Origin of the sequence: Salipiger sp. 1_MG-2023, from assembly GCF_030547555.1 — a bacterium.
Classification (GTDB): Bacteria; Pseudomonadota; Alphaproteobacteria; order Rhodobacterales; family Rhodobacteraceae; genus Salipiger.
Genome location: NZ_JAUOQN010000014.1, coordinates 59,658 through 77,588, shown reverse-complemented (window position 1 = coordinate 77,588; position 17,931 = coordinate 59,658). Strand labels below are relative to the sequence as shown.

General features: G+C 64.0%; 14 protein-coding genes. 3 read left to right on the top strand and 11 right to left on the bottom strand.

What is annotated here, in order from left to right; all coding sequences use genetic code 11:
* The first annotated feature begins 3 nt into the window (after positions 1 to 3).
* Positions 4 to 1,389: an LLM class flavin-dependent oxidoreductase gene (locus Q4543_RS09205; protein WP_303437591.1), complete on the top strand. Its 1,386-nt coding sequence runs from the start codon at positions 4 to 6 to the stop codon at positions 1,387 to 1,389.
* A gap of 127 nt (positions 1,390 to 1,516) precedes the next feature.
* Here the strand turns inward: Q4543_RS09205 and Q4543_RS09200 are convergent, their stop codons facing one another.
* The 7 genes from Q4543_RS09200 to Q4543_RS09170 form a co-directional block, all read right to left on the bottom strand.
* Positions 1,517 to 2,872 (bottom strand): LLM class flavin-dependent oxidoreductase, encoded by a 1,356-nt coding sequence (locus tag Q4543_RS09200; protein ID WP_303437590.1) that lies wholly within the window; start codon positions 2,870 to 2,872, stop codon positions 1,517 to 1,519.
* Positions 2,873 to 2,959: 87 nt separating this feature from the next.
* Positions 2,960 to 4,699 carry an ABC transporter substrate-binding protein gene (locus tag Q4543_RS09195; RefSeq protein ID WP_303437589.1) on the bottom strand — a complete coding sequence of 580 codons (1,740 nt, stop codon included), beginning with the start codon at positions 4,697 to 4,699 and terminating at the stop codon, positions 2,960 to 2,962.
* A 38-nt stretch (positions 4,700 to 4,737) separates the two neighbouring features.
* Entirely contained in the window at positions 4,738 to 5,730 is a 993-nt protein-coding gene (locus tag Q4543_RS09190) for an ABC transporter ATP-binding protein (protein WP_303437588.1), read from the bottom strand.
* Positions 5,727 to 6,740, bottom strand: coding sequence for an ABC transporter ATP-binding protein (locus Q4543_RS09185; protein ID WP_303437587.1), 1,014 nt, complete (start codon positions 6,738 to 6,740; stop codon positions 5,727 to 5,729). The genes Q4543_RS09190 and Q4543_RS09185 overlap by 4 nt, the downstream gene beginning before the upstream one ends.
* On the bottom strand, positions 6,715 to 7,659 hold the full coding sequence (locus Q4543_RS09180) for an ABC transporter permease (protein ID WP_303437585.1): 945 nt from the start codon (positions 7,657 to 7,659) through the stop codon (positions 6,715 to 6,717). Before Q4543_RS09180 ends, Q4543_RS09185 begins: the two co-directional genes overlap by 26 nt.
* Before the next feature lie 4 nt (positions 7,660 to 7,663).
* Positions 7,664 to 8,632, bottom strand: coding sequence for an ABC transporter permease (locus Q4543_RS09175; protein WP_303437584.1), 969 nt, complete (start codon positions 8,630 to 8,632; stop codon positions 7,664 to 7,666).
* Between the two features lie 215 nt (positions 8,633 to 8,847).
* Positions 8,848 to 9,786, bottom strand: a complete 939-nt coding sequence (locus Q4543_RS09170) for a LysR substrate-binding domain-containing protein (RefSeq protein ID WP_303437583.1) — start codon at positions 9,784 to 9,786, stop codon at positions 8,848 to 8,850.
* 881 nt (positions 9,787 to 10,667) lie between these two features.
* On the opposite strand from Q4543_RS09170, the gene Q4543_RS09165 reads away from it, so the two are divergent.
* Together Q4543_RS09165 and Q4543_RS09160 are read left to right on the top strand one after the other, a co-directional pair.
* On the top strand, positions 10,668 to 11,624 hold the full coding sequence (locus Q4543_RS09165) for a translocase (RefSeq protein ID WP_303437580.1): 957 nt from the start codon (positions 10,668 to 10,670) through the stop codon (positions 11,622 to 11,624).
* Positions 11,625 to 11,668: 44 nt separating this feature from the next.
* A complete protein-coding gene (locus Q4543_RS09160; RefSeq protein ID WP_303437578.1) occupies positions 11,669 to 13,222 on the top strand; it encodes a phosphate ABC transporter substrate-binding/OmpA family protein in 1,554 nt (517 codons plus the stop codon).
* Here the strand turns inward: Q4543_RS09160 and radC are convergent.
* The 4 genes from radC to dnaK all read right to left on the bottom strand — a co-directional run bounded on the left by radC (position 13,219) and on the right by dnaK (position 17,928).
* On the bottom strand, positions 13,219 to 13,983 hold the full coding sequence (gene radC / locus Q4543_RS09155) for a DNA repair protein RadC (protein WP_303437577.1): 765 nt from the start codon (positions 13,981 to 13,983) through the stop codon (positions 13,219 to 13,221). The genes Q4543_RS09160 and radC overlap by 4 nt on opposite strands.
* Positions 13,984 to 14,017: 34 nt before the next feature.
* Entirely contained in the window at positions 14,018 to 14,644 is a 627-nt protein-coding gene (locus Q4543_RS09150) for a DedA family protein (protein WP_303437575.1), read from the bottom strand.
* A 129-nt stretch (positions 14,645 to 14,773) separates the two neighbouring features.
* A complete protein-coding gene (dnaJ, locus tag Q4543_RS09145) occupies positions 14,774 to 15,928 on the bottom strand; it encodes a molecular chaperone DnaJ (protein ID WP_303437574.1) in 1,155 nt (384 codons plus the stop codon).
* An 80-nt stretch (positions 15,929 to 16,008) separates the two neighbouring features.
* Entirely contained in the window at positions 16,009 to 17,928 is a 1,920-nt protein-coding gene (dnaK, locus tag Q4543_RS09140) for a molecular chaperone DnaK (protein ID WP_303437573.1), read from the bottom strand.
* Between the last annotated feature and the right edge of the window lie 3 nt (positions 17,929 to 17,931).

The window sequence follows — 17,931 nt, the reverse complement described above, 5'->3', positions numbered from 1 at the left end:
ACGATGCCCAAGTCCCCCCGCCGCATGAAGATCGGCATCAACATGGTGCAGAACGGCGCGCATAATTCCGGCTGGCGTCACCCGGACGCAAACGCCGGGATCGCCAATGATTTCAAGGGCTATGCCCGGATCATCCAGAAGGCCGAAGCGCAAAAGCTGGATTTCATGTTTCTGGCGGATGGCGCTGCGGTGCGCATTCCGCACAAGGATGCCGAAGAGCTGAGCCGCCACGGCCATATCGACCGGTTCGAGCCGCTGACCTTGCTGGCGGCGATGTCGGCGGTGACCGAACACATCGGCCTGATCTGTACGGCCTCGACCACCTACAATGAACCCTACGCCCTGGCGCGCAAATTCGCCTCGCTGGATCATATCAGCGACGGGCGCGCCGGGTGGAACGTGGTGACGGGCTGGTCTGAGGAAGAGGCGCTGAATTTCAGCCGTGACGCGCTGATGGAGCATTCCGAACGCTACGAGAGGGCCAATGAATTCTTTGACGTGGTGACCGGGCTCTGGAACAGCTGGGATGACGATGCCTTTGTGCGCGACAAGGAGGAAGGGCGCTATTTCCGCCCCGAGAGCATGCATCTGCTCAACCACAAGGGCCCGCATTATCAGGTTCGCGGGCCGCTCAACCTCGAACGCTCGCCGCAGGGCTATCCGGTCATCGCGCAGGCCGGGGGCTCGGGGCCGGGGCGCGATCTGGGCGCGCGGATCGCGGATATCATCTACACCGGGCAGAAGGACAAGGCCATCGCGCAGGAGTTCTATGCCGACATGAAGGCGCGGGTTGCTGCCGCCGGGCGCGACCCGGACGGGGTGATGATCATGCCGGGCATGATGCCGATCATCGGCGCCACCGAAGCCGAGGCGCAGGCCAAGCTCGACGAGCTGAAGGCGCTGGTGCACCCGGCGGTCGGGCTTCAGCTGATTTCCAAGATGTTCGGTGATCTTAGCGGATATGACCCTGAGGCGCTGATGCCGCTGCCGCTGCCGGATTCGAACGGGGTCAAAAGCGCCATCGAGCAATGGGAGCGGCGGCTTGCAAAGACCCCGATGACTATCCGGCAGGTCTACGAGGAAATCTCGATCTCGTCGGGGCACAATGTTTGTTGCGGAACGGTCGAACAGATCGCCGATGTCATGCAGGACTGGTTCGAAACCGGGGCCTGCGACGGCTGGAACCTGATGGCGCCTTACATGCCGGGCGGGGCAGAGGAGTATCTGGATCTGCTGGTGCCCGAGCTGCGCCGCCGCGGGCTAGCCCAGAGCGAGTATTCTGGCGACACGCTGCGGGCGCGGCTGGGGCTGGAATCGCGGCCCAACCCGCTGTCCGGTAAGGATGGTGCCGGCTCGGTGTCGGACGAGCCCATCGCGATGAGCCATTAGAGAGTCCCCGCCGGGGGGTGCTCCCTCCTTCCGGTTCGACTGGGCGGGTCTTCGGGCCCGCTCTTTTTCGTCGCGGGTGCAGGGCAACCCTCCGCGCCGGGGCGCGGGGGGGGTAAGGCCAGCAAGATCAGGCGGGCGAAGTTTCGCGCGCCCGCATCGCGCTGTAGCGGTTGCGATGCGCCGGCAGGCCAAGGTTTTCGCGCAGGGTACGCCCTTCGTATTCGGTGCGGAACAATCCGCGCCGCTGCAATTCGGGCACCAGAAGATCGGCCACATCCGCCGCGCCGCAGGGCAGGTGCGGCACCGTCAGGTTGAACCCGTCGCAGGCGTGTTTGTGGAACCAGTCTTCCATGATGTCGGCAATATCGGCAGCGGTGCCGACATAATTGCTCGACGCCTGACCCGCCTGTTCCAGATAGAGTTCGCGGATCGTCTTGCCATCCTGACGGGCGCGCGCGATCAGCCGGTCGGCGCCGCCGCTCAGCCCTTCACGCTCGCCCGAGGGGGTGTAATCTTTGGGGATCGGTTCATCCAGCGGCAGGCCGGACAGATCACCAAAGGTGTCGGCAAGGAACGACAGCCCCACCACCGGGTCGATCAGCCCTTGCAGCATCTCGAATTTTTCCTGCGCCTCGTCGCGCGACTGGCCGATATAGGTGCGAAAGCCCGGCATCACCCGCAGCGCATCGGTGGGCCGGGCGAATGCCTCCAGCCGCTCGCGCATGTCGGCGTAATATTCCAGCGCCTCCTCCACGGTGCGCGAGGCGGTATAGATCACCTCGGCATGTTTTGCGCCGATGTCGCGCCCGGCGGGTGAATTGCCCGCCTGTACCACGATCGGACGGCCCTGCTGCGACGGGCGCGCGTTCAGCGGGCCGCGCACCTTGAAATGCTTGCCCTCATGGTTCAGCCGGTGCATCCGCGTGTCGTCGAAGAACACGCCCGAGTCCTTGTCGAGCGTGAAGGCATCGTCTTCCCAGCTGTCCCAGAGCCCGGTGACCACATCGGCGCATTCTGCGGCGCGCTCATACCGCTCGTTGTAATCGCGCACCTGTTCGAGGCCGAAGTTCTTTGCCTCTTCGTTGGACCACGAGGCGACGATGTTCCACCCGGCGCGGCCATGGCTCATCAGGTCCAGCCCGGCAAAGCGCCGGGCAAGATTGTAAGGTTCGTTATAGGCGGTCGAGGCGGTGGTCACGAGACCAAGATGCGTGGTGATCGCCGAAATCGACGCCAGCAGCACGGTGGGTTCGATGTCGGTGATATACTGGCCGAGGCGCGCAAGAGAGCCGCGCGGCGTGTCCTTGGCCCGCACCCCCGCACCATCGGCAAAGAAGATCATGTCGATCTTGCCGCGCTCGGCATGGCGGGCGACCGTATGGTAATGTTCGATCTGGCTGGCGCCGTTGGCAGGCACATCCGGGTGGCGCCATGCGGCAGGGTGATATCCAAGCCCGCGCATCGACAGGCCGAGCCTCATCATTCGTTTTGTCATCGTCGTAGTCCGTTTTCCGAGCTGGTGTGCGGGCAAATGGCCCTTGGGCGCGGCGCTGCGCCCAGGGGCATGGCATCAGTAGACGTAGCCGGCCTTGGTCATGAAGTCGCGCGCGATTTCAAGGCTGTACTCGATGGGCTTCAGCGTCTCGGCATCGTATTCCGGTGCGGTGAAGGGCATCGGCACAGTGCCCGGCGCGCCAAAGCCGCTGGCGATTTCCGACACGATCTGTTCGCGCAGCATGGCGTGGCTGAAAGCCTGCCGGACATAGGCGGCGGCTTCGGCAGCGCGGCTTGGGTCCTTGCGCCCCAGCGGTGTGTCGACACCGGTGCCGAAGACCGGATGCTTGAGATTGTAGCAGACATGCTGCCACTTGTAGCTGTCGTAGGTGTTCACCTTGCCCCAGGACGGATCGATAGTGTCGACCAGCGATCCGATGTCATACATCGGGTCATGGGCGTCGATCTCGCCGGATTTGAGCGCGGAGAGAACCGCGTCCGAGCCTTGAATGTTCACAAGGTAATAGGTCTGTACGTTGCCCGGCGTGTCCTTCCAGTAATCGGGGTTCTTGGTATAGACGAAAGCCTTGCGCATCTGGTCCTGACCTTCGCAGACCCACGGGCCGGTGCCGACGCCGCCCTTGGCGGTGTAGGCCGATCCATCCGACAGGGCGACCTCGTACGCGCTGTTCCACGTGTTGAACGGATGGGCGCGCAGATCGCCCGGCGCGATGCCCTGCAGCACGTGCTTGGGCATCACCTGCATCGCATTCATCACCCAATGTTCGAACTGGATGGTGAATTTCGGCAGCTCCACGGTGACCTCAAGCAGGCCGGTGGCCCTGAACGCATCGGGCGAGCCGAAAATCTCGGTGAAGGCGGCGTTGAAGGGCGAGGCATAGGCCGGGTCCATGATCATCGACCATGTGAACACCACGTCTTCGGCGGTGAAAGGCTCGCCGCTGTGCCACGTCACGCCCTCGCGCAGCGAGATCACCCATTTGGTGCCATCGTCCGACATGGTGTGGCCGGTGGCGAGCGCCGGCATGATCTGCTTGGAGTCCCAATCCTTGTATTCATACAGGCGGTTGTAGAGCGGGCCAAAGACGTTGGCGTCGGAATAGCCGCCAGTATACATCGGCGTCAGGTTCTGAGGCGGCTGCCACGACGCAAAGGCGGCGCTGGCATCGTCGCCGCCGTCTTCGATGATCCAGTTTTCCGGATCGGGGAAGAACACCGGGTTGAAGGTGGTGCCGGAAAAGCCCGACAGCTTGGGGTTCGTGGCGATGACGTCTTCGGGATAGAACAGGATGGTCATTGGCTGGATGTCGTACCAGCGTTTTTCAAAGCGCTTGATCGCGTCCATCCGCGCGGCTTCGTCGCGGGCGGCGGCGTAATCGGCCAGCGCCTCGTCGATCTGGGCATCGTCGACGTAATAGTAATTCTGCCCGCTGGGCGGAAAGGCGGTGGACGAGAACAGGTTGTTCGGTAGCGGCGTGATCGAGTTGTAATAGTAGCGCTCCAGATAGGCATCCCAGCCGCCCTCGGGATGGGGTTTGCCCTTGCCATTGGTGCGGCGCGGGGTGATCACCGACCATGGTACGTAGCTCGATTGCACGTCGATCCCCAGCTTGGAAATCTGCTGCGCCGCCAGCGTGCCCCAGATCATCCGGGCGGGCTGGTTGTTGGGGATCATCATGTACATCTTGAAGAACGGCTCGGCGGCGCGGGTTATGCCCGGCGCCGACCCTGCCAGCGCGGCGGCGGCCACACCCGAGGTCTTGAGGAAATTTCGTCTTGTCTGATTGACGTTCATGGTACTGTTTTCCCTGTTGTTTTTATCATCTGGTACGGTCAGCCCAGCGGGTGATGGCAGGCCAGCTTCCGCCCCGCCGGGGTTGTGGTCATCTCGGGTTCATGGGTCTTGCAGATGGCGCTGGCCTGCGGGCAGCGGGTGTGAAACCGGCAGGCGGCGGGCATGGTCATGGCGCTCGGGATCTCGCCCAGCAGCGTGTTGCGGGCCGAGGGCCGATCCGGGTCCGGCACCGGAATCGCGCTGAGCAGCGCGCGGCTGTACGGGTGGCGCGGGGCGTCGAACAGCGCATCGACATCGGCAATTTCCACGATCTTGCCGAGGTACATCACCGCAACGCGGCTGCTGAGAAACCGCACCGAGCTGAGGTCATGCGAGATGAACAGGTAGGTCAGCCCCAGTTCGGCCTGAAGCTGCGCCAGAAGGTTCAGGATCTGCGCGCGCACCGACACATCCAGCGAGGACACGGGTTCATCAAGGATCAGCAATTCGGGGTCGACCGCCAGCGCGCGCGCGATGCCGACGCGCTGGCGCTGCCCGCCGGAAAACTCATGTGGGTAGCGGTCGGCGTGGTGGGGTTCCAGCCCGACGAGGTCGAGCAGTTCGATCACCCGCGCGCGCCATGCGGGCTGCGGAAGCAGCTGATGCACCCGCAGCGGTTCGGTCAGGGTCTGGGCGATGGTCCAGCGCGGGTTGAGCGACAGGTACGGATCTTGGAACACATATTGCGCGCGCCGCCGCATCGCCAGTTCGGCCTTACGGTCCGCCCCGCCGAGCGGCCCGAGAAGATCCTTCCCGCCCAATCGGACCTGCCCGCCGCTGGCGCTGATCAAGGCAAGGATCGAGCGCGCGGTGGTGGATTTGCCGCAGCCGGATTCCCCCACAAGGCCCAGTGTCTGGCCGCGCGCCACGCTGAAGGAAACGTCATCGACGGCGCGGATCACCCCGATTTGCCGCCGCCGAAACAGCCCGCGCCTGCTGATCGGATAGAGCTTTTGCAGGCCACTCACTTCAAGCAGATCGGGGGCGGTCATGCGGCATCCTCTTCGATCTGCGAGCCGCGGCGCAGGCAGCTGACCGCATGGCCCGGCCCGCTGGCACTCATCCTTGGCAGCCTCGCGGCGCAATCGGGCATGGCCTCGGCACAGCGAGGGTGAAACTGGCAGCCGCCGGGGCGCTGGGCGGGGTTGGGCGGGCGGCCACCGATGGCGGGCAGGTCGCGCGAACCGGGCGCATAGCGGGTGTCGATGCGCGGCGTGCTGCCCAGCAGGGCGCGGGTATAGGGGTGCTGGGGGTCGCGAAACACCGCCCGCACCGTGCCGCTTTCGCAGATGCGCCCGGCGTACATCACCGAAATCCGGTCGGCCATGCGCGCCACCACGCCCATGTCATGGGTCACCAGCAGAATCGAGGTGCGGAAGGTCTCCTTGATCTCGTCCAGAAGATCGAGGATCTGCGCCTGAATCGTCACATCGAGGTTGGTGGTCGGTTCATCGGCAAGGATCAGCGCCGGATCGCAGAGCAGCGCGCGCGCGATGCAGACCCGTTGTTTCATGCCGCCCGACAGCTCGTGCGGGAACTGTCCCAGCCGGCTGCTGGCGTCAGTGATGCCGACCTGCCGCAGCAGGTGGCTGACCCGGTCGCGGGTTTCGCCCCGGCCCGCGCCGCTGTGCCATGCATAGATCTCGCCCAGTTGCTTGCCGATGGTCAGGATCGGGTTGAGCGAATGCGCCGGGTTCTGGAACACCATCGCCATGCGCCGCCCGCGTAGCTTGCCCAGTTGGGCGGTGGACATCGCGGTCAGCTCGGCGCCTTCGAACATCACCCGCCCGCCGGTGATCTGTGCGCCCGAGGGGGCAAGCCCCATCAGCGACAGCGATGTCACCGATTTGCCCGAGCCGGATTCGCCGACAAGGCACAGGGTTTCCTGCGCTCCGACGCTCAGATCGACGCCCATCACCACCGGCACGTGACCGAAAGCGACCGACAGGCCGCGCACATCCAGCAGGGCTTCGGGATCATTTGACACGGGGGTTGAAAGCATCGGACAGCCCATCTGCAAGAAGGTTGAAACCCAGCACGGTGACAAAGATCGCGGTGCTCGGGGCGATCGAGGCCCAGGGCGACACCTTGAGCTGCTCGTAGTTGAAATACAGAAGCTGGCCCCAGCTGATCGCTTCGGGATCGCCAAAGCCAAGGAAGCTGACCATCGCTTCGGACAGGATGGCCGAGCCGATCCCCAGCGCGATGATCACCACCAGCGACGGCATGGCGTTGGGCAGGATGTGGCGCAGCAGGATATCGGTGCGGGTGGCGCCGATGCAGCGGGCGGCCTCGACGAATTCCATGGATTTCAGGCGCATGAACTCGGCCCGCGCGATACGGGCGATGGGTGGCCAGCCGAACAGGCCCAGCAGCACCACGATGGTGGTCAGGTTGAGATAAGGGATGTCTTCGAGCGGGGTGCCGACGACGATCACCCCGAACAGGCGCACCACCGCAAGGATCACCACGAACACCGGCAGCACCAGAAAGAATTCGGTGACGCGCATCATCACCTCGTCCGCCCAGCCACCGACATAGCCGCTGATGCCCCCCACCAGCAGACCCAGAACCGACGCCACCAGCATTGTGCCCAGCCCCACCGCCAGCGCCGTCGGCGCGCCATAGACGATGCGGGTGAACACGTCATAGCCCATCCGGTCCGTGCCAAACGGATGCGCAAGGCTGGGCCCGGCCCGCGAGCCGAAGCTGAGCATCGCGGATTGATCATCCGCAGCATAGGGCGCGATCAGCGGCGACAGGATCGCCACCAGCACCACGAAGCTTACCAGCGCAAGGCCCAGCATGCCGCTGCGGTTGCGCCGAAAGCGCCCCCAGCCCTGAGCCCACATGCCGCGAGGGCGGACCTTGTCGCGCGGTTTCGCCTCCGCCGGGGCGGGGAAAGGGTCGGTCGATGCCATGACGTCAGTCCAGTCTGATACGGGGGTCGATGAGCACATAGGCGATGTCCGTCAGCAGCGTGACGAACACGAGCATCACCGAAATCGCCATGGTGACCCCTAGGATCACCGGATAATCCAGTTGCTGGATCGCGTTGATGTACAGGTAACCGACGCCGGGCCATGTAAACACTGCCTCGGTCACCGGGGCAGTTCCCAGCATCAGCCCGAACAGCAGCGATAGATAGGTCAGCACCGGGATCAGCGCGTTGCGCAGCGCGTGGCCGTAGATGATGCGCCGCTCGGGCAGGCCACTGGCGCGCGCTGCAGTGATGAAATCATGGCGCAGGATGTCCACGAGGTTGGAGCGCATCAACAGCGTCAGCGCGGCGGTGTTGAAGAAGGTCAGCATCGCCACCGGCAGCACCATGTGCCACAGCGCGTCAAGCAGCGGGCTGCCCCACAGCGGGCTGCGCATCGAATAGGCGCCGTAGGATGGAAAGATCCCCAAGCTGTAGGAAAACACCAGAATCAGCAGGATGCCGACAAAGAACCCCGGCAGCGACTGGCCCAGCATGGCGCTGGCCATGACACCAAAATCCACCTTGGTGTATTGCCGCATCGCCGCCGTGACCGCCATCACCGTGGCAATCACCAGCGCGATGAGGATGCCGGGAACCTGAATTTTCAGCGTTTCCAGCCCCCATGTGGTCAGCATCTGCCACACGGGTTGGTTATAGATGATCGAGGTGCCGAATTCGCCCCGAAGCAGGTTGCCCGCCCAGATCAGGTAGCGGGTCGTCGCCGGCTGATCGAGGCCGTAATAGGCGGTCATCTGGTCGATGGCCTGCTGGCTGATGCCGGGACGTTCGGCCAGCAGGATTTCGATCGGGTTGCCCACCGCATTGACCAGCGCAAACACGATGACGCTAACGCCAAACAGCAAAATCGCGGAAAAGATCAGGCGGCGGATGATGAATTGGGTGAGCAGCAAGCCAAGGCTCTCCTGTGTCCGCAGGGCGGGTTCAGCGCGCCTTCGGATCAATGTTTTCAAGGGGTTCTGTTGCGATCAGGTTGCGCCGCGCCGACCGACAGGGTCAAATTCCAAATTCTGCGTGTCCACCTGCCTCAGGTTATGGGGCGGGCGCGGCAACGCGAAAAAGGCCCCCGCCGAATGGGGGCCTTGGTGATGTGCTGCGGTGCGAAGGGTCAGGAATGGGCGGGCATGGCCGTGCTGTCATGGGTTGGCCGCCCCAGCGCAGGCCCGAGGCTTTCGGCATGGGCGCGGGCCTGTTCGATGAAGCGGCGAACCTGCGAGCTGCGCGGCCGGTGGCGCGGCAACAGCAGCCGCACTTCGGAACTGACGGTGGGCGAAAACGGCCGGCAGGTCAGCAATTCGGTAAACGCGCCAAGATACAATGGATTAAGCAGCGCAACCCCGGTGCCCCGCACCACCATGGCACAGATGCTCGGAGCCATCGACGCTTCGGTGACGATGTCGCGCTGCACACCGGCATGGGCAAAGATATCGTCCATCTGGGCCCGCAGATCCGATGTCGGGGTGAAGTTGATGAAGCGCTCGCCTTGCAGATCCCGGGGCGTCAGCGCCGCTAGCTTTGCAAGGCGATGCCCATGCGGCATGACGCAGACATAGGGGCGACGATCCAGCGCGATATGCTCGATCTCGGGGTTGTCGAGCGGGTGCGTGGACACCCCGATATCAAGCCCGCCCGAAATCAGCATATCCGCGATCTTGAGCGTGCTGCGCGCGTGCAACGCCACCCGTGCGGCGCGGTTGCTGGCTTGGTATTCGACGATCAGATCCTGAATGAACCCGGTCGACAGCGCTGGCATGACCCCGACCGACAGCAGCATGCCTTTCATGTTGCGGATGTCAGAGGCCGCGGTTTCCAGCCGGTCAAGCCCGCGGTACAGGCGGGTGATCTCTTCGAACAGCAAGAGCGCGTCGCCGGTGGGGCGGATGCGGCCCGGGCTACGCTCGAACAGCGACAGCCCGGTATCCTGTTCCAGATGCTGGAGCAGCTTGCTGATGGCAGGTTGCGAAACGCACAGGCGCGACGCGGCGCGGCTGACGGTGCCGGTTTCGATAACCGCCTTGAAAGCCTCGATTTGTCGAACGTTGAGCATGGGCATCCCTTTCAGGTCGCGCCGGTGATTGTTGGGTCTGCGATAGATCTTTGCTTCTGCGATCACCGCAGAAAGTCCGGGTGTCCGGGCCGCAAGACAACAACGCATGTGCTGCTCTTTGTTCGGGCACGGGGCCGGGAAATTGTTGCGGAATGGGCAGACTGGAAAGGCGCGCTCCGGGGGAAGGGTCGCACCCTGCGTTCTGCCCCCGGACGTTGCAGCCTGCGGGGCGCCGTAGCGCGGATCTGGCTTGCGTCGCTGGCAGGCCGAGTCGGCTGGCGGGGGCCCCTGCGTGGCATCCCGGGCGATGTGCTGGACGAAGGCGCGGGCGATGACAACCTGCTCGGCGGCGACGGCAACGACTAGATGCGCGGCTCTTATGACAACGATGCGCTCTATGGCGGGGCGGGAGGCGACTAGCTCTGGGGCGGGTTCAGCGATGACGCCGTCCACATCGAGAACGGCTTTGGCAACGATGCAGTGGATGTCGAAGGCGTGGCGCAAACCAGTGGCGATCTGCTGAGGGCCTCGGCCGATTCCCAACCTGACGCTGCTGCTCGGGGAGATCAGCAGCGTGAGCATCGCCCAGAATGGATCGTTCTGGAGCGACGACAGCGCCAGTGTCGACAACGCCGCATCGTTGACGACCTTGGGCAGGGCGGATTTGATGGAGGCGCTGATGTCAGCCTGCCGTGTCGGTGGCAGAAACAGGCGCCTGTCCAAGGCCCTGCCAGCGGGAGGATGGACCGAAACGCCGCGGTGTCAGGTCGAGCCTGCCGCAGCTTTGACACGGTGACTCCCTGTTGCTGCCCGATCTTTGCCGCTTTGTTTGACACATTATTAATTAATGTATTGAAGTGGGTAGTGAGTGAGGAGCCAGAATGGCACATCTCAAGACAGTTCTTCTTGGCGTTGCAACGGTGGGCGTCGCATTGAGTATCGGCCACGTGATGCAATATGGCACCGTTAAAGCCGCGCCCGAAATTTCAACCGCGGATATCGATGCACGCAGCATCGTCGACACCTCTTCTGCCATGCGGCGGCACCTGTCGACGCAGGCCGCCAACCTTGAGCGCCTGCCCGAATCGGTGACTCTTGCGGCGATCCGGGAGGAGGTCATCTCTTCGCTACCGCTTGCTGCAAAAGCCGAGATCGTTGATTGCGCCGTGTCGCTCAGTGCCGCGCCCCGCGCCGGGGCGGTTGTTGCGCTCAGCCTGACGGCCCCCTGCTACGGATCCGAGCGGGTGACCTTTGATCACCGCGGCCTGACCTTCACCGAGATCACCGCCCCGGATGGCACGCTGCAGGTCAACGTGCCCGCGCTGTCGGAAGACGCGCTGTTCGTGGCGACCTTTGACGGAGGGGCCACGGCGAGCGTGCGCACCGATGTGCCGGCCCTGCCGTTCTACGACCGCGTCGTGCTGCAATGGACCGGCGACAGCGGCCTTTCGCTGCACGCACGCGAATTCGGCGCGACGTATTTCAGCGAAGGGCACATCTCGGCGGCCAGGGACGGCGAGATGAGCCGCACGGCAAGGGGCGAGGGCGGGTTTCTGAACCTGCTCGGCAATTCCGCCGCGCCCGGGGCCCAGGTTGCAGAGATCTACAGCTTTCCGGTCGGCACTGTTCGCAGGGAGGGGACGGTCGAACTGACCATCGAGGCCGAGGTGACGCCAGCCAATTGCGGTCGAGAAATCGCGGCGCAGACGCTGGAATACCATAACCTGCTGCCGCTCAAGCGGCGTGAGCTGAGGCTCGACATGCCGGGCTGCGACGATGCAAGCGGATTTCTGGTGTTGAAAAACGCCGTCGAAGACCTGAAGATCGCAGCCAGATAACAGGTGGCGCGCCAAGCGCCGCCCAAGGGGCAAGAGACGATCCGATGACAGGTTTGCGTGCGGCGGTCCTCGCCGCACTCTGCGTTTTGGCAGGGGGCGCTTCGGCGCAGGACATCATGCTGCGGTCCCGCGACGGCGGCATCGAGATCACCGGCGACCTGCTGGGGTTCGACGGCGAATTCTACCGGATGATGACACGTTTCGGAGAGCTGACTGTCGATGCCTCGGGCGTGCTGTGCGACGGCGTCGGCTGCCCGTCGCTGACCGATTTCGTGGCGGAAATGCGGGTGTCCGGCTCTTCTTCGATCGGCAGCGTGCTGATGCCCGCGCTGCTCGAAGCCTTTGCCCAACGCGATGGGCTGACCGCCACGCGCGAGACGAGCGGCGCAGATCGGTTCACCTACGTGCTGAGAGATCCCGAAAAAGACAGGATTGTCGGGCGCTTTGACTTTCGCGTCGGCAGCACCGACGCCGGGTTTGCCGAACTGCTTGCCGACGAGGCCGATGTGGTGATGGCCCTGCGCGAGATTCGCCCGGAAGAACGGCGGGCTGCGCAGGCGGGCGGGTTGGGCGATTTGACCGATCACAACCGCAGCCGCGTGCTGGCGCTGGATGCGCTGATCCCGGTGGTGTCACCGGGCAATCCGGTGAATTCGCTGTCGCTGTCCGATCTGGCGGCGATGCTGTCGGGCAAGCTGACCAACTGGCAGGCGCTTGGCGGGCCCGACGCGCCCGTGGTGCTGCATCTGCGCGGCGAAGACAGCGGGCTGACCCAAAGCATCGAAGACCGCTTGCTGCGGCCCTCGCAGCTGACTCTTGGCGGCGAGATTGTCCGGCATGACAGCAACGCGGCGCTGGCGGCGGCGGTGACGAATGACCCTTTTGGCCTCGGGCTGGCCAGTGCCTCCGAGCCGGGCAACAGCAAGGCGCTGTACCTGTCGGGCAGCTGCGGTTTTCACCTGCGCGGGCAGCGCGCCGCCATCAAGACCGAAGATTACCCGCTGACCGCGCCGATGTTCCTGTACATGCCGGCGCGGCGGCTGCCGGCGCTGGCGCGCGAATTCCTGACCTTCACCCGCAGCGCCCCGGCGCAGATCGTCATTCGCCGCGCCGGATTTGTCGATCAATCGCCCGAAGAGCTGCCGCTGTCGCAACAGGGCGACCGGCTGGCCAACGCGGTAAGCGTGGCCGATGGGCCAGAGGGGCTGGCGGGGTTGAAGCGAATGGTCGGGGTGTTGTCTCCGATGCGGCGTCTGACCACGTCGTTCCGGTTCGAACCGGGCTCGGTGCGGCTGGATGCGCAGTCGCGCTCGAATGTGCAGCAACTGGCGCGCTCGCTCGAGCTTGGGGAATACGACGGGCGACGACTGATGTTCGTGGGGTTTTCAGACGGGCAGGGGCCGGCGTCCAGCAATCTGGACATTGCGTCGAAGCGGGCGCAGGCGGTGCGTCTTGCGGTCGAAGCCGCCGCCGAGGCCGCCGATCTGTCGCGCATCGACATTGCCACCGAGGCGTTTGGCGAGGCCATGCCAATGGCCTGCGACGACACCGTCTGGGGGCGTCAGGTGAACCGGCGGGTCGAGGTCTGGCTGCGTTAAAGCAGCCCTTCGGAGCGAAAGCTCAGCTCGCGCGATTTTCCGATGACAAGATGGTCGTGCAGCGTGATCCCCAGCGCATCGGCGGCGAGCTGGATTTGCGCGGTCATTTCGATATCGGCCTGACTTGGGGTCGGATCGCCCGATGGGTGATTGTGCACCAGAATGATGGCGCTGGCGTTCAACTCTAGCGCGCGTTTCACCACCTCGCGCGGGTAGACCGGAACGTGATCGATGGTTCCGCGGGCCTGCCGTTCGTCGGCGATCAGCACATTCTTGCGGTCAAGGAACAGGATGCGGAACTGTTCGATATCGCCATGCGCCATGGTGGTCTGGCAATAATCGATCAGCGCATCCCACGAACTGACGATCTGGCGCTGAAGCACCTTCGAGCGCGCCAGCCGGTGCGCCGCCGCCTCGACGATCTTCAGCTCGGTCGCCACGGCCTCGCCCACGCCATTGACCTGTCGCAACCGCGCCGCCGGGGCCGACACCACCCCGTTGAAATCGCCAAAGGTTTCTAGCAGCTGTCGTGCCAGAGGCTTGACGTCGCGGCGCGGAATGGCGCGGAACAGCACCAGTTCGAGCAATTCGTAATCGGGCAGTGCATCGGCACCGCCGATCATGAAACGCTCGCGCAATCGGGCGCGGTGATCCTTGATATACGAGGGCAGCGCGCCGCCCCGCGGGATGGATGTTGCCTGCGCCTCGTCATGGTCGAACAGCGCGGCTTGGGAATCGGAGAAATGCGGTCCTCTGGTCATGCTGCCAGAGTGCCTGCCCTTGGTTAGCGAAGGGTTAACCGTCCTGCGTCTCTTCGCGCTTTTCGATGCGCCGGTTGTAGGTCGCAACGCGCCACAGGTAGGTGCCGATCAGCCCGGCGACGACCAGCGTCGAAATCGGATCAAGCCATTGCGACACCGCGTCATAGCCGCCTTCCAGCCAATAGCCCGCAAGGGTCAGAGCCGTGGTCCAGGCCACGGTGCCCACGGCGCTCAGGCCGATGAACCAGCCGCGATGCATCCGCCGCACCCCGGCCGGCACCGAGATGAAGGTCCGCACCGTGGGGATCAACCGCCCGATCAACACCGCGCTGCCGCCATGGCGGGAAAACCAGTGGTTCGCCTGATCGAATTCCTTCGGCGAGACCGACAGCCAGCGGCCATGCGCCTCGGACAGGCGGCACAGCCGTTCGTAGCCGATCCGCCGCCCGATCCAGTACCACAGATAGGCCCCGGCCAAGGACCCCGCGCTGCCCGCCGCGATCACCAGCGGCAGCGACATGGTGCCTCGCGCGGCGTTGAACCCCGCAAGCGGCATGATCAACTCGGATGGAATCGGCGGAAAGACGTTCTCGAGGAACATCAGCAAGGCGACGCCAAGCGCGCCCATGGACTCGATGAGGGTGGTGATCCAGTCGAACATGAAAGGTCTCTCGAAAAGCAAAGGGCTCGGGGGATGAACCCCGAGCCCTCGCATTGTGTTCCATGTGAATGGGTCACTCTGCCCCAAGGCAGCCTCTGATCGGTGTGCCGGTCGGGGGCGTGCGTGCGATCAGCCCTTCATCGATTCCCAGAAGCTTTTTACCGAAGAGAAAAAGCTGTGGGATTCCGGGTTGTTGTCTTCGGACAAGTCTTCGAATTCGCGCAGCAGCTCTTTTTGCCGCGAGGTCAGGTTGACCGGCGTTTCCACCGCAAGCTCGATGAACATATCCCCGGCCGCGCCGCCACGCAGCGCGGGCATGCCCTTGCCACGCAGGCGCATCTGACGGCCCGACTGGCTGCCCGCCGGGATCTTGACGCGCGAGCGCCCGCCGTCGATGGTCGGCACCTCGATGTCGCCGCCAAGCGCCGCCGCCGCCATGCTGACCGGCACGCGACAATGCAGCTCAAGGCCTTCCCGTTCGAAGATCTCGTGCTGTTTCACCTCGATGAAGATGTACAGATCGCCCGGAGGGCCACCGCGCATCCCCGCTTCACCCTCACCGGCAAGGCGGATGCGGGTGCCGGTCTCGACCCCGGCGGGAATGTTCACTGAAAGCGCGCGTTCCCGGCGCTGTGTGCCGGCACCGCCGCATTTCTTGCAGGGGTTCTTGACGATCTGGCCAAGGCCCGAACAGGTCGGACAGGTGCGCTCGACGGTGAAGAAGCCTTGCGTTGCCCGCACCTTGCCCATGCCCGAACAGGTCGGGCAGGTGGTCGGCTCGGCGCCGCCTTCCGCGCCGGATCCGTGGCATTCGCCGCATTGAACCGAGGTCGGAACGTTGATCGTCTTTTGCAGCCCCGTGAAGGCGTCTTCCAGCGTCACGCGCAGGTTGTAGCGCAGATCGGCCCCGCGCGAGGCGCGTTGACGCCCACCGCCGCCGCCGCGCCCGCCCATCATGTCGCCGAACAGATCGTCGAACACATCCGAAAAGGCCGAGGCGAAATCGCCCTGTCCGTGGAAGCCGCCACCCGGACGCCCGCCGCCGCCGCCCATACCGCCTTCGAACGCGGCATGGCCATAGCGATCATAGGCCGCCTTCTTGTCGGCGTCCTTCAGCACATCATAGGCTTCGTTGATTTCCTTGAACTGGGCTTCCGCGTCGGGATTGTCGGCGTTCCGGTCCGGGTGAAGTTCCTTCGCCTTCTTGCGATAGCCCTTCTTGATTTCGTCCGCAGAGGCCCCTTTGGCGAGGCCGAGCAGGTCGTAATAATCACGCTTGGACATTCATGTCCTCCTTTTGCTCCGAAACGGAAGAGGGCCGGCCCGGTATCCGGACCGGCCCCCGATCTGTTCCGGGAGCTGGCTCAGCTCCGCTTGTCGTCGCCGAGATCTTCGAAATCGGCATCGACGATGGTGTCGTCATCCTCGCCACCGGATTTCGCCGCTCGCGGCTCTTCCTGCTCACCCTCTTCGGCCTGCGCCTTGTAGATCGCCTCGCCAAGGCGCATCGCAACCTCGGTGACGTTCTGGATGCCGGACTTGAGCTTGTCGGCCTTGACGTCCTCTTTCTCGAGATCGTCCTTGAGGGCCGCAATCGCCAGCTCGATCGCCTCGACGGTGGTCGGGTCGACCTTGTCGCCATGCTCTTCGACCGATTTCTCAGTCGAATGGATCAGGCTTTCCGCCTGGTTCCGGGCTTCGACCAGCTCGCGACGCTCCTTGTCCTTCTCGGCGTTGGCCTCGGCGTCCTTGACCATCTTGTCGATGTCAGCGTCCGACAGACCACCCGATGCCTGGATGGTGATCTGCTGCTCTTTGCCGGTGCCCTTATCCTTGGCGCCGACCGACACGATGCCGTTGGCGTCGATGTCAAAGGTCACCTCGATCTGGGGCATGCCGCGCGGAGCGGGCGGGATGTTCTCAAGGTTGAACTGGCCCAGCATCTTGTTGTCGGACGCCATCTCGCGTTCACCCTGGAAGACACGGATCGTCACGGCGCCTTGGTTGTCCTCAGCGGTCGAGAAGATCTGCGACTTCTTGGTCGGGATCGTGGTGTTGCGGTCGATCAGGCGGGTAAACACGCCACCCAGCGTTTCGATGCCAAGGCTCAGCGGGGTCACGTCCAGCAGAACCACGTCCTTGACGTCGCCCTGAAGCACGCCAGCCTGAATCGCGGCGCCCATGGCGACCACTTCATCCGGGTTCACGCCCTTGTGCGGCTCCTTGCCGAAGAACTTGGTCACCTCTTCGACGACCTTCGGCATCCGGGTCATACCACCGACCAGAACCACCTCGTCGATCTCTTCCTTGCCAAGACCGGCGTCCTTGAGGGCAGCGGCGCAGGGCTTCAGAGAGTTCTTGATCAGATCACCGACAAGCTGTTCCAGCTTGGAGCGGGTCAGCTTCATCACCATGTGCAGCGGCTGGCCGCCAGCGCCCATCGAAATGAACGGCTGGTTGATTTCGGTCTGGCTGGACGAGGACAGTTCGATCTTGGCCTTTTCCGCCGCCTCTTTCAGGCGCTGAAGGGCCATCTTGTCCTTGGTCAGGTCGACCTGATGCTCTTTCTTGAACTCGTCGGCGAGGTAGTTGACGATGCGCATGTCGAAATCTTCACCGCCAAGGAACGTGTCCCCGTTGGTCGATTTCACTTCGAACAGGCCGTCGTCGATTTCAAGAATCGTCACGTCGAAAGTACCGCCGCCAAGGTCATAAACCGCGATGGTTTTCGATTCTTTCTTGTCGAGACCATAGGCCAGTGCTGCAGCGGTCGGCTCGTTGATGATGCGCAGCACCTCAAGACCGGCGATCTTGCCGGCGTCCTTGGTGGCCTGACGCTGGGCGTCGTTGAAATACGCCGGAACGGTGATGACCGCCTGCGTGACTTCTTCGCCAAGATAGGACTCGGCGGTTTCCTTCATCTTGCCAAGGATGAACGCCGAAATCTGGCTGGGCGAATACTTGTTGCCCTTGGCCTCAACCCAGGCGTCGCCATTGCCGCCATCGACGATGGCATAGGGAACGATGCCCTGATCCTTGGTGACTTCGGCGTCGGTGGTCCGGCGCCCGATCAGGCGCTTGACCGCAAAGATGGTGGCTTCGGGGTTGGTGACCGCCTGGCGCTTGGCCGGCTGGCCGACAAGCCGCTCGTCGTCGGTGAAGGCGACGATCGACGGCGTGGTACGGGCACCTTCCGCGTTCTCGATGACTCGGGCCTGACTGCCGTCCATGATGGCGACGCAGGAGTTGGTGGTGCCAAGGTCGATACCTATGACTTTACCCATGTT

Bases quoted from the DNA above. Each gene is read 5' to 3' on its own strand.
- Q4543_RS09170 (WP_303437583.1), bottom strand. From the start codon at position 9,786: ATGCTCAACGTTCGACAAATCGAGGCTTTCAAGGCGGTTATCGAAACC.
- Q4543_RS09185 (WP_303437587.1), bottom strand. From the start codon at position 6,740: ATGCTTTCAACCCCCGTGTCAAATGATCCCGAAGCCCTGCTGGATGTG.
- Q4543_RS09180 (WP_303437585.1), bottom strand. From the start codon at position 7,659: ATGGCATCGACCGACCCTTTCCCCGCCCCGGCGGAGGCGAAACCGCGC.
- Q4543_RS09200 (WP_303437590.1), bottom strand. From the start codon at position 2,872: ATGATGAGGCTCGGCCTGTCGATGCGCGGGCTTGGATATCACCCTGCC.
- Q4543_RS09165 (WP_303437580.1), top strand. From the start codon at position 10,668: ATGGCACATCTCAAGACAGTTCTTCTTGGCGTTGCAACGGTGGGCGTC.
- dnaK (WP_303437573.1), bottom strand. From the start codon at position 17,928: ATGGGTAAAGTCATAGGTATCGACCTTGGCACCACCAACTCCTGCGTC.
- Q4543_RS09195 (WP_303437589.1), bottom strand. From the start codon at position 4,699: ATGAACGTCAATCAGACAAGACGAAATTTCCTCAAGACCTCGGGTGTG.
- Q4543_RS09150 (WP_303437575.1), bottom strand. From the start codon at position 14,644: ATGTTCGACTGGATCACCACCCTCATCGAGTCCATGGGCGCGCTTGGC.
- Q4543_RS09205 (WP_303437591.1), top strand. From the start codon at position 4: ATGCCCAAGTCCCCCCGCCGCATGAAGATCGGCATCAACATGGTGCAG.
- dnaJ (WP_303437574.1), bottom strand. From the start codon at position 15,928: ATGTCCAAGCGTGATTATTACGACCTGCTCGGCCTCGCCAAAGGGGCC.
- Q4543_RS09160 (WP_303437578.1), top strand. From the start codon at position 11,669: ATGACAGGTTTGCGTGCGGCGGTCCTCGCCGCACTCTGCGTTTTGGCA.
- radC (WP_303437577.1), bottom strand. From the start codon at position 13,983: ATGACCAGAGGACCGCATTTCTCCGATTCCCAAGCCGCGCTGTTCGAC.
- Q4543_RS09190 (WP_303437588.1), bottom strand. From the start codon at position 5,730: ATGACCGCCCCCGATCTGCTTGAAGTGAGTGGCCTGCAAAAGCTCTAT.